Raw genomic sequence first — 25,427 nt, forward strand, 5'->3', positions numbered from 1 at the left:
CGCTGGCCAATCGTTGTCACGGCCAGAAACTCCGAGGTAAGAGTTGCTTACAACGCCGCAGTGACGATGATTTCCACGAGCAGTTCCGGTGCGGCGAGCTTGGCTTCGCAGGTCGCACGTGCCGGCGCCGCGGCGGCAGGAACCCAGGCTTCCCAGGCGGCGTTCAGGCCGGTGAAATCGCGATCGATGTCCTTGAGCCAGATCTGTGCGCTCAGGATTTTTTCCTTGCTGCTGCCGACGCTGGCCAGGCGTGCGTCGATGGTGTCGAGCACGCTTTTCGTCTGCACCTTGATGTCGCCGTCACGTACGGACGAGGTGATTCCGGCGAGGTAGACGACGCCGTTGTGCACGACGACGCGGGACAGGCGGGGGGTGGATTCGTAGCGCTGGATGTCAGACATTGGATGGTCCTTCTTTGTGGTTGGTCAATGCACGGCGACCGGCGCGAACCGGTCCACGGAAAACGGTGCGATCGGCAAGGTGCTGCGCCCATCGAGCACCAGCTCGGAGACGATCTGTCCCCCGATAGGGCCTAGCTCGAAGCCGTGGGCCGAGAAGCCGAACGCATGCACCAGTTGCGGAGCGCGGCTGCTCAGACTGATGACGGGAATCTCGTCGGGCATGAAGGCCTCGACGCCGGCCCAGGCGCGCACGACGTTGATGCCGGCCAGGTGCGGGAACAGGTCCGTCACCGTCTGCGCGCTCGACGAGAGCTTGATGAAATCGACCTCGCCGTGGCGGCGCACCACATCGGCCGCGCAGCGCAAGCCGCCGCCGATGAGCACGGTGCCGTTGGCGAACTGCTTGAAGGACAGCGGCCGGCCGGCCGCGCCCAGCACCGGCTCGACGAAGTGCGGCACACGCTGCGTGATCATCAGCATCAGCCCGCCGGGCTTCATGGGCACCACGTCGCCCGCCTGCGCGGCAAAGTCGCCGGACCAGGCGCCAGCTGCATTGACCAGCCACGGCGCAGTGAAGACGCCGCGCGGCGTGGCGACGCGCCACTGGTTGCCGACGCGGTCGATCGTCTGCGCGGGCGTGGCTTCATGGAACTGCGCGCCCAGCCGCTGGGCGGCAAGGCGGAACGCGGTGACGGCGCGATAGGGCACGGCATGGCCGTCGTCCCTGACCCAAATGCCGCCGACCACATGGTGCGCCAGGCGCGGGGCGATCTCGCGCACCTGCTGCGCATCGACGATGACTTCGTGCGTGAAGCCGAGCGCATTCAGCTCGGCCACCCGGCGGCGCAGCGCGTCCAGCTCTTGCGGCGTTTCGGCGATCTGCAACTGGCCGCTGGGCACGAAGGTGCCGTCTTCACCGAGCAACTCGGGCAGGTTATGCCAGAGACCCAGCGAGGCGCGCGCCAGCGGCACTTCCGCATGGTGGCGGCCTAGCGTGCGCACGCCGCCGGCATTGACGCCCGAGGCGTGGCGCGCGCAGTACTCGGCTTCCAGCAGCGTGACCTTCGCGCCGCGGCGCGACAGGTGAAAGGCACTCGACGTGCCGTGAAAGCCGCCGCCGATGACGATGACGTCGCTGCCTCGGGGCGGCCCGCGCTCAGGCCGCACGCGCCAGCTCTCCCAGCGTGATCGGCTTGATCGGCGGACGGATGCGGAAGTAGCCGGTCTCGCCGGGCGGCACGCCACGCGCGTCGGCGATCACCTCGGTGACCGTCAGGCCGCATTGCCGGCCCTGGCAGGGGCCCATGCCGCAGCGGCCGAAGCTCTTGGCCTGATTGGGGCCGGTGCAACCCAGCGCGACGAAGCCACGGATGTCCCCGGCGGTGACCTCTTCGCAACGGCAGACGATGGTGCCGTCGGCCGGGATGCGGTTGCACTTCTTCGGGCGGTACAGCGCATCCAGGAAGGGGCGGATGAAAAGGTGCTCGCGCATCTCGGCGCGCAGCGGCGCGGCCAGGCTGTCCCGTGTAGGAACGGCGAGCTTGCCGGTTTGCGCGGCCGCAGCCAGGCCGGCGAGTTCGCCCTGCAGCGCGGCCACGCGGGCGCCGCCGATGCCGCTGCTGTCGCCCGCGACGAAGATGCCGGGCACATCGAGCTCGCCCCAGGTGTCGGTGACGGGCGACCAGCAGAGCTGCGCCTCGTCCCATGCGTGCCGGGCCCGCAGCGACCAGGAGAACTGCGTGTTCGGCACCACGCCCTGGTGCAGCAGCACCAGCGGGCTGTCTACCTTGCGCGGCGTGCCGCCGCTGACAAAGCCCAGGCCACTGGCCTTGCCTTCGCCCAGAACGTGCAGCTCGGTCGCGCCCTTGTAGAACGGCACGCCGGCCTGCTTCAGCGCGGCCATCAGCGACAGGCCTTTTTTCAGGTAGCGCCATCCGGCCAGCGCACCGCCCGCATGACGGATGGCGCGGCGGTAGTCGGTGCCGTCGGTGGTGTCGACGATGGCGGCAATCGGTACGCCGGCGCGCACGTACTGCCATCCGAGCAGGTAGAGCAGCGGGCCGCAGCCGGCCAGCACCACGGGCTGGGTGGGCGCCATGCCGGAGCCCTTGAGCAGGATCTGCGCGGCACCGGCCGTCAGCACGCCGGGCAAGGTCCAGCCCGGAATGGGAAAGGGTCGCTCCATGGCTCCCGTGCACAGCAGCACGCAGCGGGCCTGGACGGAGCGCACGCCGCCGTCCTGCAGGTAGTGCACCTGGCGTTCGGCCGTGACCTGCCAGACAGCGGCTCCAGTGATGTGGCGGGCGCCGCTGGCGGTGAAGTCCCTGGCCAGCGCCGCGCCGGCGCCGTAATCGGGGCCGAGCACATCCAGGCGCTTGGCAGGCGCATTGGTGATGCCGCGGTAGATCTGGCCGCCGGCGGCGGGCTGCTCGTCGAGCAGCACGACACTGGCGCCGTGCTTGCGCGCGGTAACGGCCGCGGCCATGCCGGCGGGACCGGCGCCGATGATGGCAATGTCCACGGTGTCGGCTGGGCGGCTGGGCGCCATCTCGGGGGATGCCTCAAACGCCATGGGGCGCCTCCACCGCTTGGGCGAGAGCCAGGGCCGGGTTCCTGGCTTCGGCGAGCAGGTCGCGCATGCCGTCCTGCGTGCGGATGGCCATGCCGGCCTCCAGCGGCACCAGGCAGCCCTGGCGGTTGGGCACGCCGTCGATCTCCAGCAGGCATTCGAAGCACACACCCATCATGCAGTAGGGTGCGCGGCCGTCGCCCGACACCGGCGAGTTGCGAAAGCGCTTGACGCCGGCAGCCAGCAGGGCGGCCGCCACGCTGGAGGCCACGGGCACCTGCAGCGGCTGGCCGTTGAGGGTGACGGCGACAGTCGCATTGGCAGAAGCGCCGGCCTGAGCCAGCGGTTGGAACAGCGAATCAGTGGGCATGGCTGGGACGGTAGTTGGGGTTCGAGAAACGGCCCGCCTGGAAGACGCCGATCTCTTCGGGCCGCGACGCGCCGGCGACCCAAGGCGCGACGCGGAACGCGTGCGCGGCAGCGAGCGTGACGCCGCTGTGGCAGGTGGTGACGAAGGCGCCGGGGTGCTTCGGCGACTCCTCGTAGATGGGAAAACCATCGGGGGTCATGACACGCAGGGCGCCCCAGGCCCGGACGAGGCGCAGGCCGGCGAGCACGGGGAAGGTGCGCACGCCGCGCCGGGCGATGCTGGCCATCACGCCGGTGGTGACGTTGTCGTTGAAGCCGACTTCTTCCATCGAGTCGCCAAGCTGGATGGTGCCCTCGTCGGTCTGCCGCACATTGAGCGTGGGGTGCTCCAGAAAACGCGCGGTGCGCTCGCCGATGAGCACCTGTCCACGGTTGGGCACCACGGGCGCGTACAGGCCAAGCTGCTCGGCCAGGCCCGGGTTGCCGAGGCCGGCAGCCAGCACCACACGCGGCGCCTGCCAACGGCCTTCGACGGTGAAGAGGCTGCCGCCGGCGCGCAGCTGTGCCGTCACGGTTTTCACCGGCTGGCCGCTGACGTAGTGGACGCGGCGCTCGAGGTTGGCCGCATGCAAGGCGCGCAGCAGCTTGAGCGGGTTGGTGTGGCCGTCCATGGGCGTGTAGCTCGCACCGGTCACCGCGGGGCCCAAGGCTGGCACGCGGGCGATGGCCTCCTGCCGGCCGAGCATCTCGAAGGGGTAGTCGCCCGAGAGTTCGTCCTGGATGGCTTGCAGGCGCCTTCGGCGCTCTTCCTGCTCTTCGTCGGAGAAGGTGAAGCAGAAGCCGCCAGGCTGCTCCAGGCGCACGTCGATGCCGGTGTCGTCGAACAGGGCATTCGCAAGCTGCGGCCAGAGGCCGGCCGACAAGCGCGTCCAGCGGGCGTAAGGCGTCATGCCGAAGCCCTTGCCCTGCACCCAGATGAGGCCGAAGTTGCCGCGCGAGGCACGGAAGGCCTGGTCGCCTTCATCGAGCAGGGTGACCTTGGCGCCCTGGCGTGCCAATCCATAGGCGACGGCGCTGCCGACGAGGCCCCCGCCGATGACGATGATGTCGCTGATGTTCATCATGCGGGGTTCAGTTCTTGCCGATCAGCACGCGGTCCAGGCCGACGAGGCGGTCCATGATGACCATGACGGCCAGCGTGCCGACGATGAGCACGGTGGCGACGGCGGCGACCAACGGATCGATGGTCTGGGCGATCTGGTTATACATGGCGACGGGAAGCGTGGTGGTGCCCGGCGTGGCGACGAAGACCGTCATGGTGAGCTCATCGAAGCTCTGGATGAAGGCCAGCATCCAGCCGCCGGCCACACCCGGAACGATGAGAGGCAGCACCACGCGCCGGAAGGCGGTGAGGCGGGAAGCGCCCAGCGAGAGTGCGGCCCATTCGGCATCGCGATCCAGCCCGGTGGCCGACGACAGCACGAGGCGCAGCGCGTAGGGAATGATCACGATGACGTGCGTCGCGGCCAGCCAGATGAAGGAGCCGGTCACGTTGATCGTCGTGAAGAAGCGCAGGAAGGCCACGCCCAGCACCACGTGCGGGATCATCAGCGGCGACATGAAAAAGGCCATCAGCGCGCCACGGCCCGGGAACTTGTAGCGGGTGAGCGCCAGCGCGCCCGGCACGGCCAGCAGGGTGGCGATGGCGGCCGAGGCCAGGCCCAGCCATAGCGAGAACCAGAAGGCCCGGATGATCTCTGTGGAGTCGAGAATCGCCCGGAACCAGCGCAGCGAGAAACCTTCGGCGAAGGGCATGGAGATGAAGCCCTGGCTGGTGAAGGACACCAGCATCACCACCACCAGCGGCGCGATGATGAAGCCGATGAAGATGGCGTGATAGAGCAGCGAGAAGAAACCGTTCTTGCGCATGGGAAGTTCTTTGAATGCTTGCCGGGGTCAGGCGTCGAAGACCTGGCTGAAGCGGCGCTCCACCCAGCGGTTGGCACCGAGGATGATGACCACGTTGGCCAGGAGGAGCAGGACGGCGATGGTGGCGCCCAGCGGCCAGTTCAGCGTGTTGAGGAACTCGTCGTAGGCAGCGGTTGCCACCACCTTGAGCTTGCGCCCGCCCAGCAGGGCCGGTGTGGCGAAGGCCGAGGCCGCGAGCGCGAAGACGATGATGCAGCCCGAGAGGATGCCGGGCAGCAGCTGCGGCAGCATCACGCGCAAGAACACCTGGAGGGGCGGGGCGCCCAGCGACAGGCCCGCGTTCTCGACCTGCGGGTCGAGCTTCTGAAGGTTGGCCCAGACCGAGATCACCATGAAGGGAATCAGCGCATGGGTCAGCGCAATCGCCACGCCCGTCATGCTAAAGAGCAGGCGCAGCGGCTCGCTGGTGATGCCCAGCGCCATCAGCGTGCTGTTGATCAGCCCGTTGTTGCCGAAGAGGATGGCCCAGCCCAGCGTGCGCACCACGACCGAGATCAGCAGCGGCCCGAGGATGACAATGAGGAAGAGCGCACGCCAGGGGCTTTTCATGCGCGCGAGAATCAGGGTTTCCGGCACGCCGAAGACCACGCACAGCAAGGTCACGCCCAGCGCCAAGGCGCCGGTGCGCAGGAAGATCTCGTGGTAATAGCCATCGGAGAACACTTCGACATAGCTGCGCCAGGTGTAGTCGGGCAGCACGCCGCGAGCACCGTCGAAGGCGTGGAAGGAAAGCAGGACCGTCAGCGCCAGCGGCACCAGCAGCAGGCCGATGAACAGCAGCAGCGCGGGAGAGGCCAGGAGCCAGGGCGCAGCGCCGGCGCCTTCGGTAGATTTGCGGCGCCGCAGCGCAGCGCCGGGTGCGGGCACGGCGACGGTCGCTTCAGCCATGATCCACCTCTTGCCGGGGCAGCACGCGCAGGTCGTCGTCCGACCAGCTCACGCCGACGGCGCTGCCTTCTGCGGGCGGCACCTCGCCGATGTTGGGCAGGCTCACGCTCATCAGGCCCATCGCGGTGTCGACCTGGAGCATCCAGTGGTTGCCCAGGAAGACGCGCGTCTTGACCTGGCCCGGCAGGCCGTCGCCGGCCGCGCCCAGGCGGAGCTTTTCAGGCCGCACGAAGACGTGCACATCGCCGTCGAGGCTGCGGCCGCCGTGCGGGATGTGCAACTGGCGCTCGTTCACATTGACGACGGCGCAGCGCTGGTTGCTGGCGACGATGCGCCCGTGCAGTGAATTCGTCTTGCCGAGAAAGGCCGATGCGAAGGGCGAGCCGGGCTGCTCGTAGGCTTCGAAAGGCACGGCCAGCTGCACGATCTTGCCGCCGTGCATGACGGCGATGCGGTCGCTCATGGTCATGGCTTCGACCTGGTCGTGCGTGACCAGCAAGGTGGTGATGCCCAGGTGGCGCTGGATGGCGCGCAGTTCGATATGCATGTCTTCGCGCAGCTTGGCGTCGAGATTGGACATGGGCTCGTCGAGCAGCAGCAGCTGCGGGCGGACGGCCAGGGCGCGGGCGATGGCGACGCGCTGGCGCTGGCCGCCGGAGAGCTCGCGCGTGAAGCGCTTGCCCAGGCCGCCCAGGCGCACCAGGTCCAGCGTCTCGCCGATGCGCTGGGCGCGCTCGCTTCGGCCCATGCCGCGCATCTCCAGGCCGAACCCTACGTTGGCTTCAACCGTCATGTGGGGAAACAGCGCATAGCTCTGGAACACCACACCCATGCCGCGCTTTTCAGGACGCAGGGCGGTGATGTCCTGGCCTTCGAGCACGATGCTGCCGCGCGTGGGGCTCACGAAGCCGGCAATCATCTGCAGGGTGGTGGTCTTGCCGCAACCCGAAGGGCCTAGCAGCGAGATAAATTCGCCCCGCTCGATGTCCAGGTCCAGCGACTCGACCGCGACGAAATCGTCGAAGTGCCTGGTGAGCTTTCTGAGGGAGAGGAAAGTCATGGTGTCGGGTTCCCAGGTGCGGCCGAAGAAATCAATCAGCGCATCAGCGTTCGATCGTGCGGTTCCAGCGATTGGTCCACTCGCCGCGCTTCTCATTGACAACGGACCAGTTGGTCGGCAGCAGCTTGCCGATCTGCGCCGGGCCGTAAGGCACCTTGGCGGCGATGGCGGGGGCGAGCTTGACCTTGCTGTTGACCGGGCCCCAGCCCTGGGTGTCGGCCTGCCAGGCCTGCACTTCAGGCGTCATCAGATACTGCAGCAGGGCCTGGGCCTGCTCGGGCACGTCGCTGTGGACGACCGGGCAGGCGGTGATCAGCAGCGCCATCGCGCCTTCCTTGGGGTAGACGAATTCGATGGGGAATCCGGTGGCCTTGAAAGACTCGACGCGGCCACTGCCCCACACCGCCAGGTTGATGTCGCCGTTCTGAAACAGCTCGGTCATCTTGCCCGGCGACGGCTCCCAGGCCAGCACATTGGGCGCCACTTCCTTGGTCATGGCGGTGAAGCCGGGGTCTATGGCCGTCTCGTTGCCGCCGCGCATCCTGGCGTACATGATCAGCGCCTGCAGGCCGTAGGTGTTGGAGATCGGCGGGATGGCCAGCTTCTGCTTGAACCTCTTATCGGTAAGGACGTTCCATGAATCGGGCTTGGGCAAGCCGGCCTTCTTGAAAGCTTCGGTGTTGTACGCCAGACCCGTGGCGACGGCGCCGACAGCCATGGAACGGTCGTCGATGCGGGCCAACGGGTAGAGGTCCTTGTAGATCGGCGCGTCCTTGACCTTGTCGCAGAAGCCGAACTGGACGGCCTGCTGCATCGGGCCGTCGTCGAGGATGACGAGATCCAGCTCCTGCTTGTCCTTCTGGGCCTGCAGCTTGGCCAGCGTGTCGGTGGAGTTGCCGGCGACGTAGACGATCTTGACCTTGTGTGCGGCCTCGAAGGCCGGGATGATCTTTTCCTTGAACAGCTTCTCGCTGGAGCCGCCGTAAGAGCCGACGTAGAGAGTGGGAACGGATTGCGCGTGGACAAGGCCCACGCAAGCCAAGGCGACGGTCGCGGCAAGCGGCGCGCTCAGGAATTTTGCTATCACCAGGGTTTCTCCATAACGGTGCATCCGGTCCATCGTGGGGCGCCCGACGCACTAATTTTGCACACCAGGTTATGGGACAATCACGACCGCACAACCCGCCACTACACTGACGAAATGAATGGTAAATGGCAGTCTGAGGTAAAACCAATACCATTATTTTTTTCATCCATAACACTGTGTTATGATTTTTTCGGGGTTATCCCTTGCGCCTGAGACAACTCGAAGCCTTCCGCGCCACCATGCTGTGCCAGACCGTCACGCGTGCGGCCGATATGCTGTTCATCTCCCAGCCGGCCGTCACGCGCCTGCTCGCCGACCTGGAAGAAAGCGTGGGTTTCCCGCTCTTCGAACGCTCGCGCGGGCGCCTGCACCCGACGACCGAGGCGCAGCTGTTGTACGAGGAGGTCAACCGCTCGCTGATCGGCGTCGAGCGCATTGCGCGCGCGGCCCACGCCATCAAGACGCAGCAGCGCGGCACGCTGCATGTGGCCGCGCCGCCGTCGATTGCGCTGTCCTTCATGCCCCGTGCGATCGCGCATTTCCTCAAGGACCATGGCGAGATCAAGATCACGCTGGGGGTGTACGACTCACGCAGCATCGTGGACATGGTGATCGGCCAGCGCTGCGACGTGGGCATCGTCAACCTCTCCATCAGCCATACCGGCACGCACGGAGACAACCTGTTGTCGACCGCCCATGTGTGCGCCGTACCCGTCGGCCATCGCCTGGCGGGCCGCGAAGTGGTGGTACCGGCCGACATCGAAGGCGAACTTTTTCTTTCGCACCCCAGCCATATCGGCACGCGGCTGCTGATCGACGCCATGTTCGCGGCCTATGGCGTGAAATACAAACCGGCGCAGGTGGAGAGCCAGGTCTCGGCCGCGCTGTGTTCACTGGTGGCGGCAGGCCTGGGCATCTCGCTGGTCGATGCGATCACGGCCACGGAATACAAGGGGAACGACCTGCGCTTCATTCCCTTCGAGCCGTTGGTGCCGCTGGAGTTTTCGGTGCTGATGCCCTTACAGCGCACGCCCCCCAAGCTGGTCGAGTCCTTCATTGCGCATGTGCGCAAGTTCGCCATAGCCGAGCTGGATCCTCGGCTGGTGATGAAGTAGGTTCTCCTTCCGCAAAAGCCCGCCCATCACTGAGCCTGCGGGCGCATCAACGCCTCGGAACGCAAGGCGAACTCATTCGCGACTTCCCGCAGTTCCTTGACGAATTCACGCGCGATCATCGAGGCCGGCCGCGAGTTCCCGATCAGCGCGTGCGGCCGGCTGTGGATCGAGGGGCGGAAGGGCCGCACCTTCAGTTCTGGAAACACGCCCAGCAGCAATGGAAACGGATCCACCAGCGCGACGCCGGATCCCGACTGCGCGAGCGCGTACGCCGAGAAGGTCTGGTTCACGGTGAACAGGATCACCGATGAGCTTTTCTTCTTCCTGAGCGCATCGCGCACCGCCCAGCCCATCTGCGTGTCCTCGGCAAAGGTGATGATGGTCTCGCCCGCCAGGTCGGCGGGCGAGATCAGACGCAGCGATGCGAGCGGATGGTCGTGCCGCATCACACAGCCCAGGTCCGCCCGGCACAGCTCGGTGACGTCCATGTCCGAGCCGCCCTCGGACACGTCGATCACACCCACGTCGGCCTGGTTGTTCCTCACGGACTCGATCACCTGGCGGGTCGATTGCGCGCGCAGATCGAAGAGGACCTTGGGGTGCCCGGCGCTGAAACGGCTGATCGCCGTCGCGACAATGGTCGAGGACAAGGTGGCCACGCTCGCAACCGTGAGGCTGCCGACGTGGCCGCTGCGAATCTCCTGCGTGTACTGGTGCACGGCATCGACCTGGCCGAAGAGGCGCTCCACCTGGGGCAGCAGCGCCTGGGCCTCGGGCGTGATCAACAGGCGCCCCTTGATCCTCTGGAACAGCTGCAGGCCGAGCTCTTCTTCCAGCAGGTGCAAGGTCTTGGTGACTGCGGGCTGGGAAATGTGCAGGACACGCGCGGCCCCGGATACGGACCCCGTCTTGGCCACGGCACGAAACACTGCGAGATGGCGAACGTTAACCATAACTTTCAGTTTCCGGGAATGTTCGCAAATTGTATTGGACGTAATGGATTCGGATTCCTAGACTCTGCCTGCATCACCACCGCAATCCGCCTTGGAAGGGTTCCCCCAGCATGACGATGACCAGAGAAGACTGGAGTGCTCGCGCCGCGAAGCTCCAACCCGAAGGACGTGCTTTCATCGACGGCGCCTACCGCCACGCCCTCTCCGGCAAGACGTTCGCCAACATCAACCCGGCCACGGGCCAGGCGATCTGCGAAGTCGCCGAATGCGACGTCGCCGACGTCGACCTGGCCGTGGCATCCGCTCGCAAGGCATTCGACTCGGGCATCTGGTCGAGGATGGCGCCGGCGGACCGCAAGCGCATCCTGCTGCGCTTTTCCGAGCTGATGGCATCGCACAGCGAGGAGCTCGCGCTGCTCGAAACCCTCGATGTCGGCAAGCCGATCACCAACAGCTTCACTGGCGACCTGCCCAGTGCCATTGGCTGCATCCAGTGGTATGCCGAAGCCATCGACAAGCTCTACGGGGAAGTGGCGCCGACGCCGCACGACTTCACCGCGATCGTCGTGCGCGAGCCGATCGGAGTGGTGGCCGCCGTGGTGCCGTGGAACTACCCGCTTTCGATGGCCGCCTGGAAGCTCGGGCCCGCACTCGCGGCGGGAAATTCCGTCATCCTCAAGCCCGCGGAGCAGTCGCCACTCACCGCCGTGCGAATCGCGCAGCTCGGGATGGAAGCCGGGCTGCCGCCCGGCGTGCTGAACGTGGTGACGGGCTACGGCGAAACCGCGGGCCGCGCGCTGGGCCTGCACATGGACGTGGATGCGGTCGGCTTCACCGGTTCGACGGCCGTGGGCAAGCTGTTCATGAAGTACTCCGGCGAGTCAAACATCAAGCGCATTGGCCTCGAGTGCGGAGGCAAGAGCCCGCACATCGTCTTGGCTGATTGCGACGACCTCGATGGCGCCGCACGCGCGGTGGCCGCAGGCATCTTCAGCAATGCGGGCCAGGTTTGCAACGCAGGCTCCCGCCTGATCGTGGAAGAGCCCATTCGCGCGCAGCTGCTCGAGCGTGTGGTCGCAATCGCCCGCGACCTGCGGCCAGGCGATCCGCTCGACCCCGCCACCCGCCTAGGAGCGATCGTGAGCCAGCAGCAGCTCAGCTCCGTGATGGGGTACGTCAAAACCGGCCGCGACGAAGGCGCCAGGCTTCTCGTCGGGGGTGGTCGCGCACGCGAGGAATCCGGAGGGTACTTCATCGAGCCCGCCGTGTTCGACGGGGTCGGCAGTGGAATGCGGATTGCACAGGAGGAGATCTTCGGCCCGGTGCTGGCGACAATCTCCGTGCGTTCCCTGGACGAGGCGCTGAAGGTGGCCAACGACACCATCTACGGACTCGCCGCCGGGATCTGGACGCGCGACATCCGCAGCGCCCAGAAAGCCGCCAAGGCACTGCGCGCGGGTGTCGTGTGGATCAATTGCTTCGACAAGGGAAATATGTCGGCACCCTTTGGCGGCTTCAAGCAATCCGGCTCCGGTCGCGACAAATCCATGCACGCTTTCGACAAGTATATGGACTGGAAGGCGGTTTGGACCGCTGCCTGAGATCAGTACCCGCCCCCACTCACCACCCAAGGAGAAATCCATGACCACGCGACTGAACCGCCTCGAACCTTCCCGCCGCCAGTTTCTCGGGGCCGCATCGGCCATCGCAGGCGCAGCGTTGCTGCCCCGCACGGCAGCCGCGGCGAACCCGCTGGTCGTCACCTGTTGGGGCGGAGCCTATGAAAAGGGAATCAAGGATGTGTTCGCCGACCCCTTCACGAAGGAAACCGGCGTTCCGGTCACGCTCGTGAACAACGCCGACCTCACGAAGATGAAGGTGCAGGTCGAAAGCCGGAACGTGCAGTGGGACGTGTTCGATAGCATCGGCCCGCAGATCACTGCCGGCGCGAAGCAGGGCCTGTGGGAAGACATCGACCGCTCGATCGTCGATACGTCGGACCTGATCTCCCCCGGCGGCCGCAACTATGTGGGCACCTACCTGTACGGCGGGGGGATCGCCTTCGACCCGAAGCGCGTGCCCGAAGGCAAACGTCCGATGACGTTCAAAGACCTGTGGGACGGCAAGGCGTTCCCCGGCCGCCGCGGCCTGCGCAACCGCATCCCGGAGACGCTGGAGATGGCGCTGGTCGCGGACGGAGTCGCGCCGGACAAGCTCTACCCGCTCGACATCGAGCGCGGCTTCAAGGCGATGGACCGGATCAAGCCCTTCGTGAAGAAGTGGATCGAGACGACGCCCGAGACCATCACGCTGCTCACGAGCAACGAGATCGACTTCTCGTTCACCTACCTGAGCCGCGTCGTTCCCGCGCAGAAAGCCGGCAGCTCCGTCGATATCTCGCGCCAGCAGATGATCAACAGCCTGGAGTACCTGGCCGTACCCAAGCACTCGAAAAACCGCGAAGCCGCGATGCGTTACGTCGCCTTCTGCCTGCGCCCCGACCGCCAGGCGGCATTCGCCAATGCCCTGTACTTCGCGCCCAACTCGCGCAAGGCGCAACCACTCGTGCAGTCCGAGGCACGCCGCTACATGCCGGATGCCACGAACCCGAACAACGTGATCGTCAACGACGCCTGGTGGGCCGACAACTACGACGCGCTGCAAAAACGCTTCACGGAGTGGATGCTGACCTGAGGTCCGGCTACAGCCTTCGCCCATGAACCACCAGCTCGGCCTGCGTGCCACCATCTTGCTGCTGCTCCCCGTCGCGGCGCTCTTGCTCGCGATGTTCGCCTACCCGCTCGGGCTGGTGATCTGGACGAGCCTGCATGACGGCACCGGCGCGCTGTCGCTGGAGGCCTATCGCAAGCTGGCGGGCAGCACGCTCTTTTTCCGGGTGCTGGGCAACACGCTGGAGATCAGCCTCGCATCGACGCTGGTGAGCGTGCTGCTCGGCTACCTGCTCGCGCTGCACCTTTCGGGGCTGGAGCCGCGCAGGCGCACGCTCTATCTTGCGATGGTGATGCTCCCGTTCTGGACCAGCATCCTCGTGAAGAGCTACGCGTTCGGCATCATCCTGGGCGAGCAGGGAATCATCAATCAGGCGCTGGTGCAGATAGTGGGCGAAGGCAGCCGCACCGAGATGATCTACAACCGGCTCGGGGTGGTGATCGGCATGGCCAACTTCCTGCTGCCTTTCGTCGTGTTCCCGGTGCTGGCCAGCCTGCTCGCGCAGAACCGCAGCCTCCACCGCGTCGCGCAGATCATGGGCGCCGGGCCGCTGCGCATCTTCCTCTCGGTCACGCTACCACTCTCGCTTCCGGGGGTCATGGCGGGCTTCCTGATGTCCATGACCTTGTCCATGGGCATGTACATCACGCCGGCCCTGCTCGGCGGCCGCAAGGACATGATGATGGCGAACCTGGTGGACTTCTACACGCGGCAGACGCTGGACTGGGCGCTGGCTTCCGCCATCGCCATCGTATTGCTGCTGCTCTCCGCGATGTTGATCGCGCTGTTGCTGCGCGTGCGCCGCAACGAAGGGGTTATGGCATGAGCAAGGGAGAAAGCACTGCCTCCGCCGCGCCGCTGACGCGCAGCGAGGCCTGGTGGCGGCGGGGGGGCAGTGTCGCCGCCTGGGCCGGTTACCTCTTCCTCATCTTGCCGAGCCTGATCGTGATCCCGGTATCCCTCAACGGGACGCAGGAGATGCAGTTTCCCCCGCGCGACCTCTCGCTGCACCTGTACCGCGAGTTCTTCACGCAAAGCGCGTGGTGGTCGGCCGCCGTGCAGAGCCTTCTGGTGGGCGCGCTCACCGCCGTGCTGTCGCTGCTGATCGCACTGCCGGCGGCCTATGCGCTGTCACGCAGCGCCTCTCGATTCGCCCGCGTCGCGGAGGTGGCGTTGATGGCCCCGATGCTGGTGCCGGTGATCATCCTGGGCCTCGGGCTCTACATGCACCTCACGTCCATGCGGATCATCGGGTCCACCGCGGGCCTGGTGTTTGCCCATGCCATGCTGGTCGTGCCTTATGCCTTCATCAGCCTCATGGCCGGGCTCAAGCAGACCGACCCAGCGCTGGAGACGGTGGCGATGCTGATGGGCGCGAGCCGGCTGCGCATCGTCGTCAGCGTGGTGCTGCCCCAGATATACGGCCCGATGCTGGTGGGCACCCTGTTCGCCTTCCTGATCTCCTTCGATGAGGTGGTGGTGGCCTACTTCCTGACAGGCCCCGCCAGCCAGACGCTGCCCGTGAAGATGTACAGCGCCATCAAGTGGGAGGTGTCGCCTGTGCTCGCCGCCGTCTCGACGCTCCTCACCTTGCTTTCCCTCGGGGTCTGCGCCCTTCTGTCCGCGCTGCAAAAGCGCAGCAGTGCCGCGCAGGCCGCTTCACCGAGCCGCTGATCCAATCCCATGACACGCCAAACCACACTCGCCTACCCCGTCCCCGACTTCGACGAGCGGCGCCGCCGCATCGAGGCGGAGCCGCTTCCCCGGAACATCCACGAACTGATTTCGCAGGCGGCGGGCGAAGCCGGCGGCAAGGTTCTGTGGAACTTCTTCGAAAGCCGTGAACGCGCCAGCTACGCCGAGATGTATGCGCGAGTGATGCGGCTCGCGGCTGGCCTGCAATCGTTCGGCATCCGCAAGGGCACCCACGTGGCCGTGATGCTGCCCAACGTCGAAGCGTTTCCGCTGACCTGGCTCGCGATCGGCGTCCTCGGGGCCGTGATGATCCCCGTGAATGTCGGCTACCAACTGCGGGAACTGGTGTACGTCCTCAACGACAGCGACGCCGAGTACCTCGTGCTCGATGCCTCGCGCCTCGACACCGTGGAAGCCGGCATCGAGTCCGGCGACATCCGGGTGGAGCGCGCGCACGTCGCCGTGGCGGGAGACCCAGCCCCGGCCGGCTACACACCCTGGACCGCGCTGGCGGCGTGCACCGCACAGCCCGAGCTTCCCGAGGTAGGGCTCGATGACCTGCTGAACATCCAGTACACCTCGGGCACGACCGGCTTCCCCAAAGGCTGCATGCTGACGCAGCGCTACTGGATCGTTAGCGGCAAGGTGAACGCCATGCGGGACGGGCGCAAGTTCGAGCGCATCCTGGCCTCGACGCCGTTCTACTACATGGACCCTCAATGGTTGCTGCTGATGACGCTCTACCAGCGCGCCAGCCTGTTCGTCGCGGCCCGGCAGAGCGCGTCGCGCTTCACCTCGTGGCTGCGCGAATTCGCCATTGAGTTCTGCCTGTTTCCCTATGTGGTGTTCAAGCAGCCCACGACCGGCAACGATGGCGTGCCGACGGTTGTCCGCGGAAACGTGTATGGCGTCCCGATGGGTATCCATGCCGCGCTCGAAGAGCGCTTCGACTTCTGCGCACGCGAAGCATTCGGGATGACGGAAGTCGGCTCGGCCATGTTCATGCCCATCGAGGCGTGCGACATGACCGGCTCGGGGTCCTGCGGCAAGCCGTCGCCGTTTCGCGAGTGCAGGATCGTCGACGAGCAGGGCACTGAGGTGGCGCCGGGCGAAGTGGGTGAGCTGCTGATTCGCGGCCCGGGCATCCTCGCGGGTTATTACAAGAATGCGCAGGCCAGCCAGCAGGCGTTGCGCGGCGGCTGGTTCCATACCGGCGACCTGTTTCGGCGTGACGAACGCGGCTACTTCTACATCGTTGGCCGCGTGAAGGACATGATCCGGCGCAGCTCGGAAAACATTGCCGCGCGCGAAGTGGAAGCCGTCCTCAACAGCGCGCCCAGCGTCCTGGAGTCCGCGGCGATCGGCGTGCCCGACGAAGTGCGCGGGGAAGAGGTGAAGGCCTATCTTGTGCTCAAGGAGGGCGTGCAGCCGACGCGGGAAGTGCTGGACGAGGTGATCGCCATCTGCCTGGCGCAGCTGGCCCGCTTCAAGGTGCCGCGCTACTACAGCTTCCGCGCGGCGCTTCCCAAGACGGCGTCGCTGAAGATCGCGAAACAGGTGCTGAAGTCCGAGGCATTGCGGCCCGACGAACACACGTTCGACCGCATCGGGGATGCCTGGCTGGGATCCCCGGCAGTGCGGGAACAAGCATGAAAGACGCATTCGATGCGGTGATCATCGGCGGCGGCCACAACGGCCTGGTGTGCGGCGCCTACCTGGCGCGCGCGGGCCGCAAGGTGCTCGTGGCCGAGCGCAGGGACCTGGTCGGCGGCGCGGCCGTCACCGAGGAGCTGTGGCCGGGGTTCCTGCTCTCGACGGCCTCCTACACCATGGCGCTGCTGCAGCCACGCATCATCCTTGATCTCGAACTGCAGCGGCATGGCTTCAGGATCCTGAAGCCGCCGCCGATGTTCATGCCGCTCGACCACGGCCGCAGCCTGGTGTTCCATGACGACCTGGACCGCACGTGCGAGCAGATCGCGGCCTTCTCCCGGCACGACGCGCAGGCTTACCCGCGCTATCGCCAGCACATGCAGCGCCTGGGCTTGCTGTTTCGCGACCTGCTCTTCGAAGCGCCGCCCGAACTCGAAATGAAAGGCGTGGGCGACCTGCTGCGGCTCGTGCAGCTCAGCTGGCGGCACCGGGGCATGCGCGACAGGCTATACGACCTGTACGACTCCATGACCCTCAGCGCCTACGACTACCTGGCGCGCTGGTTCGAATCCGACGAGATGCGCGCGGCGCTCGGCTTCTACGCCTCGGGCGGCGGGGCGAATTCGGGCATCCGCTCGCCGGGTTCGGCCTATGTCCTCCTTCGCGGCTTTGTGCGCGACAACACGACGGCGGCGGGCGGGACGGGCTTCGTGCAAGGCGGCATGGGTTCCATCTCCAATGCCATCGCGGCTTCCGGGACGGCGCACGGCATGCAGATTCGCAAGGGCGCCCCGGTCGCTTCGGTCCTCGTCGAGAACGGGCGGGCCGCGGGCGTGGTGCTCGAGAGCGGCGAACGTATAGACGCGAAGATGGTCATCTCCAACGCGAGCGCGCAAACGCTTTTCAGGCAACTGGTGCAGCCTGAGCAACTGCCGGATGGGTTCCTCCAGGAGGTATCCCACATCCGCGACGACTCCACCGTGTTCAAGCTGAACCTCGCCCTCCACAGCCTGCCCACGTTCAGGGGCTTCGACGCCGCCGCGCATGGCTTTCCCTATCCGGCGCAAGTGCGGATCGGGCCGAACACCGACTACATCGAAAAGGCGTTTGATCCGGCCAAGTACGGGGACTTCGCACGCCGGCCGGTGATGACGATCGTGACGCCCAGCGTGGTGGACCCGTCACTCGCCCCCGCGGGCAAGCACGTGATGAGCATCATGGGCCAGCATGCACCCTACTTCCTGCGCGGTCGCAGCTGGGATGAGGCACGCGGGGATTTGCGCAGCGCGGCATTCGAGACGCTGGAAGAGTTCGCCCCCGGCTTCACTTCAACGATCGCGCACGAGCAACTGCTCACGCCGGTCGATTTCGAGTGCATCTTCGGCCTCCCGCATGGCCATGTCCATCATGCCGAGCTGAGCGCGGACCAGATCTTCTTTCGCCGGCCCGTGCGGCACTACGCGGATTACCGCACACCGATCCACGGCCTGTACCAGTGCGGCGCATCGACCCATCCAGGCGGCGGCGTCACCGGCGTCCCGGGCTACAACGCCGCCAAGGCCATCCTATCCAGGCACTCGTCATGAACATGAGCGAACCCCTATCCAGCAAAGATGGAACCCCGGCTGCGTCTGCACCGATGGTCGAACTGCGATCCGTGAGCAAGCAGTACGGCGCGGCGGCCGCGCTCTCGGAGATCGACCTGACGGTCGCCAAGGGCGAATTCGTCACCCTGCTCGGGCCTAGCGGCTCGGGCAAGACGACGCTCCTGAACATCATCGCGGGAATGGCCCAGCCGACCAGCGGGCAAGTGGTCATCGACGGCCGCGATGCGACGCACCTGGCTCCGAGCGAGCGCGGCCTGGGAATGGTGTTCCAGAACTACGCGCTGATGCCGCACATGACGGTGTTCGACAACATCGCATTCCCGTTGCGCGTTCGCAAGATGGCTCGCGCGCAGATCGAGCAGAAGGTCCATGATGTGCTCAAGCTGATCCGTCTGCCGGACATCGCGCAGCGCCGGCCGCGCGAACTCTCCGGCGGGCAGCAACAGCGCGTGTCGCTGGCCAGATGCATCGTCTACAACCCGTCGCTCATCCTGCTGGACGAGCCGCTCGGCGCCCTGGACAAGAAGCTGCGCGAGCAGATGCAGCTGGAGATCAAGCGCATCCACAGCGAACTGGGCATCACCATGCTGAACGTGACGCATGACCAGGATGAAGCGCTCACCCTGTCGGACCGCATCGTGCTGATGAACGGCGGCCGCATCGAGCAGCAATGCGCGCCCGCGGACCTGTACTTCAGGCCGCGGACGGTGTTCGCAGCGGACTTCATGGGAGAAGCCAACCTGTTCCCCGCGACGCTGCGCGCCATCGACGGCGACACCGTGCGGCTCGACAGCCCGGTGGGCGAGCTGCAGGCCATGCGCCCGGACTTCCTCGCCGGCGAGGGCGCCGGGTTCACCGTGCTGGTGCGGCCTGAGAACGTCACCATGAGCACGAGCGCCGCGCCCGGCGCGAATGTGGTTCGCGGCACCCTGCGCGACTCGATCGTGCTGAGCGGCGTCGTGAAGCACTATGTCTCGCTCGCGGGACGCGAAGTGATCGTGCAGGAAGCCAACCATGCCCGACGCAGGACGCACCTGCCGGGACATGAAGTGTTCCTCACCTGGAACTGGCGCGACGCGCTGGTCCTGCCGGCTCAGTGAGCGTGCCATGACCTTCATCGATTTCTCCAGCCGGCCGCCCGTGCCCGAGCTGACACTGCCCCCCACCGAACACCTGAAAAACTACCGCCGCGTCTATGCATCGAGCGAGGCACTGGTGGACAAGGAACTCGGGCCGGAGGCACTGCAGGATTACCTGGCCACCTATGAGAGGCTGGGCGCCGAGGCCGTAGTGCTCAAGGCACGCGACCTCACCTCGACCTTTGGCGTGAAGATTCCCAACGAGGCGGTGGCGGCCTTTTGCAAGTCGCACGGTGATCGCTTCATCGGGTTCGCGGGCGTCGACCCCCACCGCGGCATGGCGGCGGTGCGCGAACTGGAACACGCCGTTCGCGAACTCGGGCTTTGCGGGCTGAACATCCAGGGGTTCGAACACAAGCTGCCGATCAACGACAAGCTGCTCTACCCGCTGTACGCCAAGTGCGTCGAGCTGGACATCCCGGTGAACATCCATTGCGGCATGAACTTCTCCACGGCGACGGCCGCCACGTTCGGGCACCCCGCGGCGCTCGACGAAGTGCTGATGCATTTCCCGGAGCTGCGGGTGTGCGCCTCCCCGCCGGGATGGCCCTGGGTCAGTGAACTGCTGGCCGTGGCCTGGCGTCACCCCAACCTGTGGATCGGCATCGTTGCCATGCGGCCGAAGCTGCTGGCGCTGCCGAACTCCGGTTACGAGGCGCTGCTGCAGTATGGCAAGACGATCCTCAAGGGCAGGATGATCTTCGGCTCGGGGTATCCGATGATGCCGGTCGAGCGCTCCCTGCAGGAACTGCACGACCTTCAGTTGCCGGGCGACATCCAGGACCTGTGGCTGAAAGGGAACGCGAAGAACTTTCTCCGCCGTTAAACCACCGGGGTTTGATTGCTATCGACAGTCTCTTATGCCACTTCATTGAGCACATCGCCCAACGCGTTGATCAGGCGATCGATCTCCGCGCGTTCCGCAATGAACGGCGGGGCGAGCTGGATCGTGTCGCCGCCGTAGCGCACGTAGAAGCCTTTCTTCCAGCACGCCATGGCGATCTCGTACGGCCGCCGCGCCGGTTCGCCGGCCAACGGCGCGATCGTCAGCCCCGCAGCCAGGCCGTAGTTGCGTATATCGGCGACGTGACGCTGGCCTTTGAGCGAATGGACTGCTTCCTCGAAGTAGGGCGCGAGGCTGCGCACGCGGCCGACCATGTCTTCCTTCACTAGCACGTCCAGCGCCGCGTTGCCCGCCGCACATGCCACCGGGTGCGCCGAATAGGTGTACCCATGGGGAAACTCCAGCATGTACTCCGGGCCGCCAGTGGCCATGAATGTGTCGTAGATGTCCTTGCTTACGATCACGGCACCCAGCGGCTGGGTGCCATTCGTCACCTGCTTGGCCACGTTCATGATGTCCGGCGTCACGCCGAATGCTTCGGCGCCCGTCATTGCGCCCGCACGGCCGAAACCCGTGATCACCTCGTCGAAGATCAGCAGGATGTTGTGCGCGGTGCAGATCTCGCGCAGGCGCTTCAGGTAACCCTTAGGCGGAACCACGACCCCGGCCGATCCCGAGAACGGCTCGACGATCACGGCTGCGATGTTGCTCGCATCGTGCAACGCGATCAGGTCCAGCAGACGGTCGGCCAGTTCCACGCCTGATTGCGGCTCGCCTCGTGAAAACGAGTTGGACGCCAGCTGCGTGTGCGGCAGGTGGTCTGCTTCCACCGCCTGCCCGAAAGTCTTGCGGTTGCCGCCGATGCCTCCCACCGAGATGCCGCCGAAGTTGACGCCGTGGTAGCCCTTCTCGCGGCCGATCAGGCGCGTCTTGCTCGCCATGCCCTTCGCCCTCCAGTACGCACGAGCCATCTTCAGCGAGGTGTCGGCGGACTCGGAGCCGGAGCCGGTGAAGAACACGTAGTCAAGCCCTTCGGGCGTGAGGTCCTTGAGCCGATTGGCCAGCTCGAATGATGCGGGGTGCCCGAACTGAAACGCAGGCGAATAGTCCAGCTTCGCAATCTGGCGGCTGACTGCTTCGGTGATCTCGGGGCGCGAATGCCCAAGTCCGCAGCACCACAGGCCCGACAGGCCGTCGAAGATCTTCCGCCCATCGCTGTCCGTGTAGTAAGCACCCTTCGCTTCGACGATGAGGCGCGGGTCGGCCTTGAACTGCCGGTTGGCGGTGAAGGGCATCCAGTGCGCGTCGAGCCAGGCGGCGTCCTTGCGGACGGCGGCGGCAGGGGCGTCCAGTGTGTCGAGAAGGTTCAAGGTGATCTCCGGGTCAAAGTTATAGGATCCATTCTCCAGACGACCGGCTCCCCGATAAATGGGAGAATGTTAAGGTTCACTTGCCTCCGCATGAAACCAAGATCTGCCACTTCGCCCAGGCCGCCCATCGGCCAGCTCGGCGACTCCGACCTGCGCCTTCTGAAAGTCTTCAGGACTGTTGCGGACTGCGGTGGCATGGCCGCTGCCGAACTGCACCTCAACGTCGGTATCTCGACAATCAGCCGCCAGGTGAAGGACCTGGAAACCCGGCTCGGGCTCACGCTGTGCCGGCGCGGCCGCTCCGGTTTCGCACTGACGGCGGAAGGCCAGCGCGTGTACGAGGAGACCACGCGCCTGCTCGATGCCACGGATTCGTTCCTGCTGGGCGTGGACGACATCCATCGCCGCATGGGCGGCCAGCTGGAAATCGGCATCTTCGACAAGACCGCGACAAATCCCGCGGCACGCATCGGCGAAGCGATCGCGATGTTCGCTGACAGCGCACCGGAAGTGAGCCTGCAGATCCGGGTGTCGACCATCAGCGCGATAGAGCGGAAGCTGATCGACGGCAGCCTGCACGTCGGGATCATCCCGGCGCACCGCAATTCGGAAAGCCTGGCCTACGACAAGCTCTTCGATGAGACGATGCTTCTCTACTGCGGTGAGAACCACCCCCTGTTCAAGGGCCGGCATTCCGCCCTGGACTGGAAGGCGCTGGCCGAACACAAGTTCACCGGGCTCGGCTACCACTCACCCAACATGGAAGCGAGCCAGCGCGCGGGACTGAGGCGCGCCGCGACAGGGCTGGACCAGGAGGCCATCGCCATCCTGATCCTTTCCGGCCATTTCCTGGGGTTTTTGCCCGACCACTATGCCGACGTGTTCGAAAAGAGCGGGCGGATGCGCGCGATCCGCCCGGAAGTGTTCCGCTACGGCTGCGACTTCGTCTGCGTCATGCGCAAGTCGCCCGCGCCGGCGCGCGCCGCTCAGGCGTTTCGTGACTGCCTGGTGCGCGCCCACGCACGCTGAGCCTCTATAAGCGCTGCTATGCGGGGAATACCCTTGATATGCAACCCGGCTTGTCGAAAAACCGGGATGTCGATCGTCGTTGAGGAGAACGGCCGCACCGGGCGGCCGGCGCTCGCAAGGAGAACGGCATGGAACTCGAAGGCAAGGTTGCGGTTGTATATGGCGGTGGCGGCGTGATCGGCGCGGCGGTGGCGCGCGCATGGGCACGGGAAGGGGCACAGGTGTTCCTGGCGGGAAGAACCGCAGGGAAGTTGCGGGCAGTCGCCCACGAAATCGAGCGGGCGGGTGGCCGGGCTGACGCTGTAGTCGTTGATGCACTCGACCTGACCGCAGTCCGGCGCCACGCCGAGGAGATCGGTTCGACCGTCGGCCGGGTGGACATGGCCTTCCAGGCGATCGGCATTGCCCACGTGCAGGGGCGTCCTCTGGAGGCACTGTCGCTGGAAGACTTCCAGCTGCCGGTACGGGGATACATCGACAGCTTCTTCATCATGGCGAAGGCGCTCGCGCCGCTGATGACGCGCCAACGCTCAGGTGCGCTGCTGGGCATCACCACGCCGGCGTCACGCATGGCGGGCCCAGGCTACCTGGGCCACAGCGTCGCCTGCGCTGGCGTGGAGGCGCTGGTTCGCCACCTGGCGGGCGAGCTTGGCGGATGCGGTGTCCGCGTGGCCTGCATCCGTTCGCACGCCGTGCCGCAAGCCGTCGACCTGGGCTCGCACAGTGCGGCGGTGTTCAGTCAGCTGGCTCGCGACGCAGGCCTGTCGGTGCAGGAGATGCTGGCCGGCGCTGCCGCAGGCACGCTGCTCAAACGGTTGCCGACCCTGGCCGACGTCGCCAACGCGGCGTTGTTCCTGGCATCCAACCGGGCGGCAGCGACGACTGGCGCCATCCTCAACGTGAATGCGGGAATGATCCTGGACTGAGATCGCCCCCTGATGAAGAGGCGGCGCAAAAGGGCCAGTCCCCCAGAAGGTCCACCAATCGGGATAGGGGCCGATCATTGCAGATCGGGCCCCTCCCACACCACCCGGCATGCGGGTCCGCACCGGGCGGTGCGAGTAGTTGAGGTCAACACAGACGGGGAGCGCCGAGGTTTTCAAAGTACGCCAGGTCGAGCACCCGATTGATGGCCCCGGTGCTGTTGCGCCACCAGCGCCGCACGTTGGCGGCCACCTGCTTGGCGGTGTCCTCGGAGGCTCCGAGGGCTCGCAGCTCACGGCGCACCGTGGCCGGGCGGCCCCAGTGCTTGAGCTGGATCGCGCGCAGGCGGTGGCGCATCCATTCGTCGAGATCGCGGCGCCCCCTGGGCATCGGTGCGAGTTGAAAGTAGTTCTTCCAGCCCTGCACGTAGACCCGCAGGCCCTGCACGATCTGCGCAATGCTGCGTCCGGTTTGTCGTGGGGTTAGCTCGCGCACGCGTCGGCGATAGCGCTGCACCGCCTCCTTGGCCACAGCAAGGCGAACCTCGCCGCGCACCCGGATGAGGCTGCACCCAACGAACTTGCGGCGCCACACCGGAGCAACTGCGGTCTTGGTCTCATTGACCTTTAACCGCAGCCGCCCGTAACAGCGCCTGAGCCCTTCGAGCACCCGATGGCCGCAATCAGGGGTTGCAGCACCTGTAGCAGGGCCTGCTGGATCAGCCGGTCCACAACCGTGGGTATCCCCAGCTGCCGTATCCCGCCGCCCGGCTTGGCAATGCCCACGCGGCGCACCGGACTGGGCCGGTAGGTGCCTTGGAGCAAGCCTTGCCGGATGGCGGGCCAGTGGGTTTTGAGGAACTCCCCGGTTTGCTCTACCGTGCGCCCATCGCCTTCACCGCACAGCCGCCGCATTTACGCCACCTCGCCTTGACCACAAGAGCTTCGCAGTTTCATGCCTGCTCGCCCTGCCAGGCAGCGCCTCATATGCGGTTCGTGTTCCTCGACTCGAGGTTTACGCTCCACGCTTCCTTCCCACACTCGGTCACCCTCATGCAGTTGCGCTTCGCTTCGCTCACTGTGGCCAGCTCGCGGGAGGACTTGCCCCTCCAGGATTGCGCCCATGCTGGGCGCACACAAAAAAAGCCCACTTGAGAGTGGCCGTCGTGGCATTCGCCTCACGCCGGTGGGGCACGTGCTTTTGAAGTGGGCGCGGCAAGTCCGATTCGACCTTGAAGACGCCAAGCGGGAGATGTCTGCGATCGGCACAGGTTTGGCCGGCCAGGTTCGCATCGGCATCGTGCCCACGGCCACACAGTTCCTACTGCCAGCTGCAGCGCGTCGGCTTCTGCATGAGGCGCCGAGAGTCTCCTTGCGAACCGCCGTCGGCTTGGTTGACGTGCTGACACCAAAATTGCGCGAGGGCGAGCTCGACATCGTCGTGGCGTCTGAGATGCAGCCCGAACCGGGAATAGTCTCGCAGGTTGTCGCTGAGGACGCGATCGTGGTGGCCGCGAGCGCGCGCCACGAGCTGTTCCGCGGCACGCCGACGTTGAAGGATCTGGTGCCGCATCGCTGGGCATTGCAGCCGCCGGGCGCTCCCACGCGGGACTGGCTTGATCACACCTTCGATCGCCGTAGCCTTCCGCGTCCGCAGGTGCAAGTGGAGAGCACCACGCTGTTGATGCTGCCAACGCTTATCGCCGAGAAGATGGTTGTCACTTACCGCGATAAGGGGTACCTTTCGGCAGCTACGCAGCGGTTGATCGAGTTGCTGGCTGCCCAGCAGGTCCTCTAAGGGACGCCGGACCATGAAGAACCTTGTTGGCCGCCTAAGGTCACGTCGTCGAGATCAGCCGACAAGGCCGTGCACGGATCCCGCGATAAAGCGGCTGGCGAGCGGAAGGCGGCGATTGGCCAAGCGCTGAGTCGACGGGTACACCAAACGTATCGGCTTCCTGGATCGCGCTAGCGTGCGGGATCTCGGAGGGCAGCGGTCATCGCCT

The 25,427-nt window shown here is 66.0% G+C and carries 25 protein-coding genes; 12 read left to right on the plus strand and 13 right to left on the minus strand.

What is annotated here, in order from left to right; genetic code table 11:
- Positions 1-47 precede the first annotated feature (47 nt).
- The 9 genes from HNE04_RS04300 to HNE04_RS04340 are packed head-to-tail and all read right to left on the minus strand — an operon-like array spanning position 48 to position 8,387.
- Positions 48-401 carry a RidA family protein gene (locus tag HNE04_RS04300; RefSeq protein WP_172217092.1) on the minus strand — a complete coding sequence of 118 codons (354 nt, stop codon included), beginning with the start codon at positions 399-401 and terminating at the stop codon, positions 48-50.
- 24 nt (positions 402-425) lie between these two features.
- Entirely contained in the window at positions 426-1,568 is a 1,143-nt protein-coding gene (locus HNE04_RS04305; protein ID WP_172217094.1) for an NAD(P)/FAD-dependent oxidoreductase, read from the minus strand.
- Entirely contained in the window at positions 1,558-2,973 is a 1,416-nt protein-coding gene (locus tag HNE04_RS04310; RefSeq protein ID WP_172217096.1) for an FAD/NAD(P)-dependent oxidoreductase, read from the minus strand. Before HNE04_RS04310 ends, HNE04_RS04305 begins: the two co-directional genes overlap by 11 nt.
- Entirely contained in the window at positions 2,963-3,340 is a 378-nt protein-coding gene (locus tag HNE04_RS04315; RefSeq protein ID WP_172217098.1) for a (2Fe-2S)-binding protein, read from the minus strand. The genes HNE04_RS04310 and HNE04_RS04315 overlap by 11 nt, the downstream gene beginning before the upstream one ends.
- The gene (locus tag HNE04_RS04320; protein WP_172217384.1) at positions 3,330-4,460 is read right to left on the minus strand and encodes an NAD(P)/FAD-dependent oxidoreductase; all 1,131 of its coding nucleotides are present in this window, start codon (positions 4,458-4,460) and stop codon (positions 3,330-3,332) included. Before HNE04_RS04320 ends, HNE04_RS04315 begins: the two co-directional genes overlap by 11 nt.
- 10 nt (positions 4,461-4,470) lie before the next feature.
- A complete protein-coding gene (locus HNE04_RS04325; protein ID WP_172217100.1) occupies positions 4,471-5,268 on the minus strand; it encodes an ABC transporter permease in 798 nt (265 codons plus the stop codon).
- 27 nt (positions 5,269-5,295) lie between these two features.
- Positions 5,296-6,216: an ABC transporter permease gene (locus HNE04_RS04330; RefSeq protein WP_235964776.1), complete on the minus strand. Its 921-nt coding sequence runs from the start codon at positions 6,214-6,216 to the stop codon at positions 5,296-5,298.
- A complete protein-coding gene (locus tag HNE04_RS04335; protein WP_172217102.1) occupies positions 6,209-7,276 on the minus strand; it encodes an ABC transporter ATP-binding protein in 1,068 nt (355 codons plus the stop codon). Before HNE04_RS04335 ends, HNE04_RS04330 begins: the two co-directional genes overlap by 8 nt.
- 43 nt (positions 7,277-7,319) lie before the next feature.
- Entirely contained in the window at positions 7,320-8,387 is a 1,068-nt protein-coding gene (locus HNE04_RS04340; RefSeq protein ID WP_172217104.1) for an ABC transporter substrate-binding protein, read from the minus strand.
- Between the two features lie 179 nt (positions 8,388-8,566).
- Between HNE04_RS04340 and HNE04_RS04345 the strand changes: the two genes are divergently transcribed.
- The gene (locus HNE04_RS04345; protein WP_172217106.1) at positions 8,567-9,478 is read left to right on the plus strand and encodes a LysR substrate-binding domain-containing protein; all 912 of its coding nucleotides are present in this window, start codon (positions 8,567-8,569) and stop codon (positions 9,476-9,478) included.
- Positions 9,479-9,504: 26 nt separating this feature from the next.
- Here the strand turns inward: HNE04_RS04345 and HNE04_RS04350 are convergent, their stop codons facing one another.
- On the minus strand, positions 9,505-10,431 hold the full coding sequence (locus tag HNE04_RS04350) for a LysR family transcriptional regulator (protein ID WP_172217108.1): 927 nt from the start codon (positions 10,429-10,431) through the stop codon (positions 9,505-9,507).
- Positions 10,432-10,541: 110 nt separating this feature from the next.
- Here HNE04_RS04350 and HNE04_RS04355 point away from each other — a divergent pair, with 110 nt between their 5' ends.
- Genes HNE04_RS04355 through HNE04_RS04390 form a run of 8 tightly spaced genes read left to right on the plus strand, consistent with a single transcriptional unit; the run spans position 10,542 to position 20,081 of the window.
- On the plus strand, positions 10,542-12,032 hold the full coding sequence (locus tag HNE04_RS04355; protein WP_407926584.1) for an aldehyde dehydrogenase: 1,491 nt from the start codon (positions 10,542-10,544) through the stop codon (positions 12,030-12,032).
- Positions 12,033-12,072: 40 nt separating this feature from the next.
- Entirely contained in the window at positions 12,073-13,125 is a 1,053-nt protein-coding gene (locus tag HNE04_RS04360) for an ABC transporter substrate-binding protein (RefSeq protein ID WP_172217110.1), read from the plus strand.
- A 22-nt stretch (positions 13,126-13,147) separates the two neighbouring features.
- Positions 13,148-13,987: an ABC transporter permease gene (locus HNE04_RS04365; protein WP_172217112.1), complete on the plus strand. Its 840-nt coding sequence runs from the start codon at positions 13,148-13,150 to the stop codon at positions 13,985-13,987.
- Positions 13,984-14,835, plus strand: a complete 852-nt coding sequence (locus HNE04_RS04370) for an ABC transporter permease (protein WP_172217114.1) — start codon at positions 13,984-13,986, stop codon at positions 14,833-14,835. Before HNE04_RS04365 ends, HNE04_RS04370 begins: the two co-directional genes overlap by 4 nt.
- Positions 14,836-14,844: 9 nt before the next feature.
- Positions 14,845-16,509 carry a class I adenylate-forming enzyme family protein gene (locus HNE04_RS04375; RefSeq protein WP_172217116.1) on the plus strand — a complete coding sequence of 555 codons (1,665 nt, stop codon included), beginning with the start codon at positions 14,845-14,847 and terminating at the stop codon, positions 16,507-16,509.
- A complete protein-coding gene (locus tag HNE04_RS04380) occupies positions 16,506-18,095 on the plus strand; it encodes a phytoene desaturase family protein (RefSeq protein WP_172217118.1) in 1,590 nt (529 codons plus the stop codon). The genes HNE04_RS04375 and HNE04_RS04380 overlap by 4 nt, the downstream gene beginning before the upstream one ends.
- 2 nt (positions 18,096-18,097) lie before the next feature.
- Entirely contained in the window at positions 18,098-19,216 is a 1,119-nt protein-coding gene (locus tag HNE04_RS04385; RefSeq protein WP_235964777.1) for an ABC transporter ATP-binding protein, read from the plus strand.
- Positions 19,217-19,223: 7 nt separating this feature from the next.
- Positions 19,224-20,081 carry an amidohydrolase family protein gene (locus HNE04_RS04390; protein ID WP_172217120.1) on the plus strand — a complete coding sequence of 286 codons (858 nt, stop codon included), beginning with the start codon at positions 19,224-19,226 and terminating at the stop codon, positions 20,079-20,081.
- 32 nt (positions 20,082-20,113) lie between these two features.
- On the opposite strand, the gene HNE04_RS04395 is transcribed toward HNE04_RS04390, so the two are convergent.
- Complete coding sequence (locus HNE04_RS04395; protein WP_172217391.1) at positions 20,114-21,394, minus strand: aspartate aminotransferase family protein; 1,281 nt, start codon at positions 21,392-21,394, stop codon at positions 20,114-20,116.
- A 165-nt stretch (positions 21,395-21,559) separates the two neighbouring features.
- On the opposite strand from HNE04_RS04395, the gene HNE04_RS04400 reads away from it, so the two are divergent.
- Positions 21,560-22,498 carry a LysR family transcriptional regulator gene (locus HNE04_RS04400; RefSeq protein ID WP_172217122.1) on the plus strand — a complete coding sequence of 313 codons (939 nt, stop codon included), beginning with the start codon at positions 21,560-21,562 and terminating at the stop codon, positions 22,496-22,498.
- A 128-nt stretch (positions 22,499-22,626) separates the two neighbouring features.
- The gene (locus tag HNE04_RS04405) at positions 22,627-23,424 is read left to right on the plus strand and encodes an SDR family NAD(P)-dependent oxidoreductase (protein ID WP_172217124.1); all 798 of its coding nucleotides are present in this window, start codon (positions 22,627-22,629) and stop codon (positions 23,422-23,424) included.
- Positions 23,425-23,569: 145 nt separating this feature from the next.
- Here HNE04_RS04405 and HNE04_RS04410 read toward each other — a convergent pair whose 3' ends face one another.
- On the minus strand, positions 23,570-24,091 hold the full coding sequence (locus HNE04_RS04410; RefSeq protein ID WP_407926585.1) for a group II intron maturase-specific domain-containing protein: 522 nt from the start codon (positions 24,089-24,091) through the stop codon (positions 23,570-23,572).
- Positions 24,049-24,336 (minus strand): hypothetical protein, encoded by a 288-nt coding sequence (locus HNE04_RS28490; protein ID WP_407926586.1) that lies wholly within the window; start codon positions 24,334-24,336, stop codon positions 24,049-24,051. The genes HNE04_RS04410 and HNE04_RS28490 overlap by 43 nt, the downstream gene beginning before the upstream one ends.
- Before the next feature lie 208 nt (positions 24,337-24,544).
- Here HNE04_RS28490 and HNE04_RS04415 point away from each other — a divergent pair, with 208 nt between their 5' ends.
- Entirely contained in the window at positions 24,545-25,219 is a 675-nt protein-coding gene (locus tag HNE04_RS04415; protein WP_172217126.1) for a LysR substrate-binding domain-containing protein, read from the plus strand.
- The last annotated feature ends 208 nt before the right edge of the window (positions 25,220-25,427 follow it).

The organism is Caenimonas soli, from assembly GCF_013155545.1.
In the GTDB taxonomy this organism is placed as follows: Bacteria; Pseudomonadota; Gammaproteobacteria; order Burkholderiales; family Burkholderiaceae_C; genus Ramlibacter; species Ramlibacter soli.

What these genes read in the sequence shown, in the direction of transcription:
- HNE04_RS04385 (WP_235964777.1), top strand. Translation starts at nt 18,098, where the DNA reads ATGAGCGAACCCCTATCCAGCAAAGATGGAACCCCGGCTGCGTCTGCA.
- HNE04_RS04360 (WP_172217110.1), top strand. Translation starts at nt 12,073, where the DNA reads ATGACCACGCGACTGAACCGCCTCGAACCTTCCCGCCGCCAGTTTCTC.
- HNE04_RS04405 (WP_172217124.1), top strand. Translation starts at nt 22,627, where the DNA reads ATGGAACTCGAAGGCAAGGTTGCGGTTGTATATGGCGGTGGCGGCGTG.
- HNE04_RS04400 (WP_172217122.1), top strand. Translation starts at nt 21,560, where the DNA reads ATGAAACCAAGATCTGCCACTTCGCCCAGGCCGCCCATCGGCCAGCTC.
- HNE04_RS04380 (WP_172217118.1), top strand. Translation starts at nt 16,506, where the DNA reads ATGAAAGACGCATTCGATGCGGTGATCATCGGCGGCGGCCACAACGGC.
- HNE04_RS04320 (WP_172217384.1), bottom strand. Translation starts at nt 4,460, where the DNA reads ATGAACATCAGCGACATCATCGTCATCGGCGGGGGCCTCGTCGGCAGC.
- HNE04_RS04415 (WP_172217126.1), top strand. Translation starts at nt 24,545, where the DNA reads ATGCTGGGCGCACACAAAAAAAGCCCACTTGAGAGTGGCCGTCGTGGC.
- HNE04_RS04310 (WP_172217096.1), bottom strand. Translation starts at nt 2,973, where the DNA reads ATGGCGTTTGAGGCATCCCCCGAGATGGCGCCCAGCCGCCCAGCCGAC.
- HNE04_RS04355 (WP_407926584.1), top strand. Translation starts at nt 10,542, where the DNA reads ATGACGATGACCAGAGAAGACTGGAGTGCTCGCGCCGCGAAGCTCCAA.
- HNE04_RS04300 (WP_172217092.1), bottom strand. Translation starts at nt 401, where the DNA reads ATGTCTGACATCCAGCGCTACGAATCCACCCCCCGCCTGTCCCGCGTC.
- HNE04_RS04375 (WP_172217116.1), top strand. Translation starts at nt 14,845, where the DNA reads ATGACACGCCAAACCACACTCGCCTACCCCGTCCCCGACTTCGACGAG.
- HNE04_RS04335 (WP_172217102.1), bottom strand. Translation starts at nt 7,276, where the DNA reads ATGACTTTCCTCTCCCTCAGAAAGCTCACCAGGCACTTCGACGATTTC.
- HNE04_RS04340 (WP_172217104.1), bottom strand. Translation starts at nt 8,387, where the DNA reads ATGCACCGTTATGGAGAAACCCTGGTGATAGCAAAATTCCTGAGCGCG.
- HNE04_RS04350 (WP_172217108.1), bottom strand. Translation starts at nt 10,431, where the DNA reads ATGGTTAACGTTCGCCATCTCGCAGTGTTTCGTGCCGTGGCCAAGACG.
- HNE04_RS04365 (WP_172217112.1), top strand. Translation starts at nt 13,148, where the DNA reads ATGAACCACCAGCTCGGCCTGCGTGCCACCATCTTGCTGCTGCTCCCC.
- HNE04_RS04390 (WP_172217120.1), top strand. Translation starts at nt 19,224, where the DNA reads ATGACCTTCATCGATTTCTCCAGCCGGCCGCCCGTGCCCGAGCTGACA.
- HNE04_RS04330 (WP_235964776.1), bottom strand. Translation starts at nt 6,216, where the DNA reads ATGGCTGAAGCGACCGTCGCCGTGCCCGCACCCGGCGCTGCGCTGCGG.
- HNE04_RS04370 (WP_172217114.1), top strand. Translation starts at nt 13,984, where the DNA reads ATGAGCAAGGGAGAAAGCACTGCCTCCGCCGCGCCGCTGACGCGCAGC.
- HNE04_RS04395 (WP_172217391.1), bottom strand. Translation starts at nt 21,394, where the DNA reads ATGCCCTTCACCGCCAACCGGCAGTTCAAGGCCGACCCGCGCCTCATC.
- HNE04_RS04325 (WP_172217100.1), bottom strand. Translation starts at nt 5,268, where the DNA reads ATGCGCAAGAACGGTTTCTTCTCGCTGCTCTATCACGCCATCTTCATC.
- HNE04_RS04315 (WP_172217098.1), bottom strand. Translation starts at nt 3,340, where the DNA reads ATGCCCACTGATTCGCTGTTCCAACCGCTGGCTCAGGCCGGCGCTTCT.
- HNE04_RS28490 (WP_407926586.1), bottom strand. Translation starts at nt 24,336, where the DNA reads ATGCGGCGGCTGTGCGGTGAAGGCGATGGGCGCACGGTAGAGCAAACC.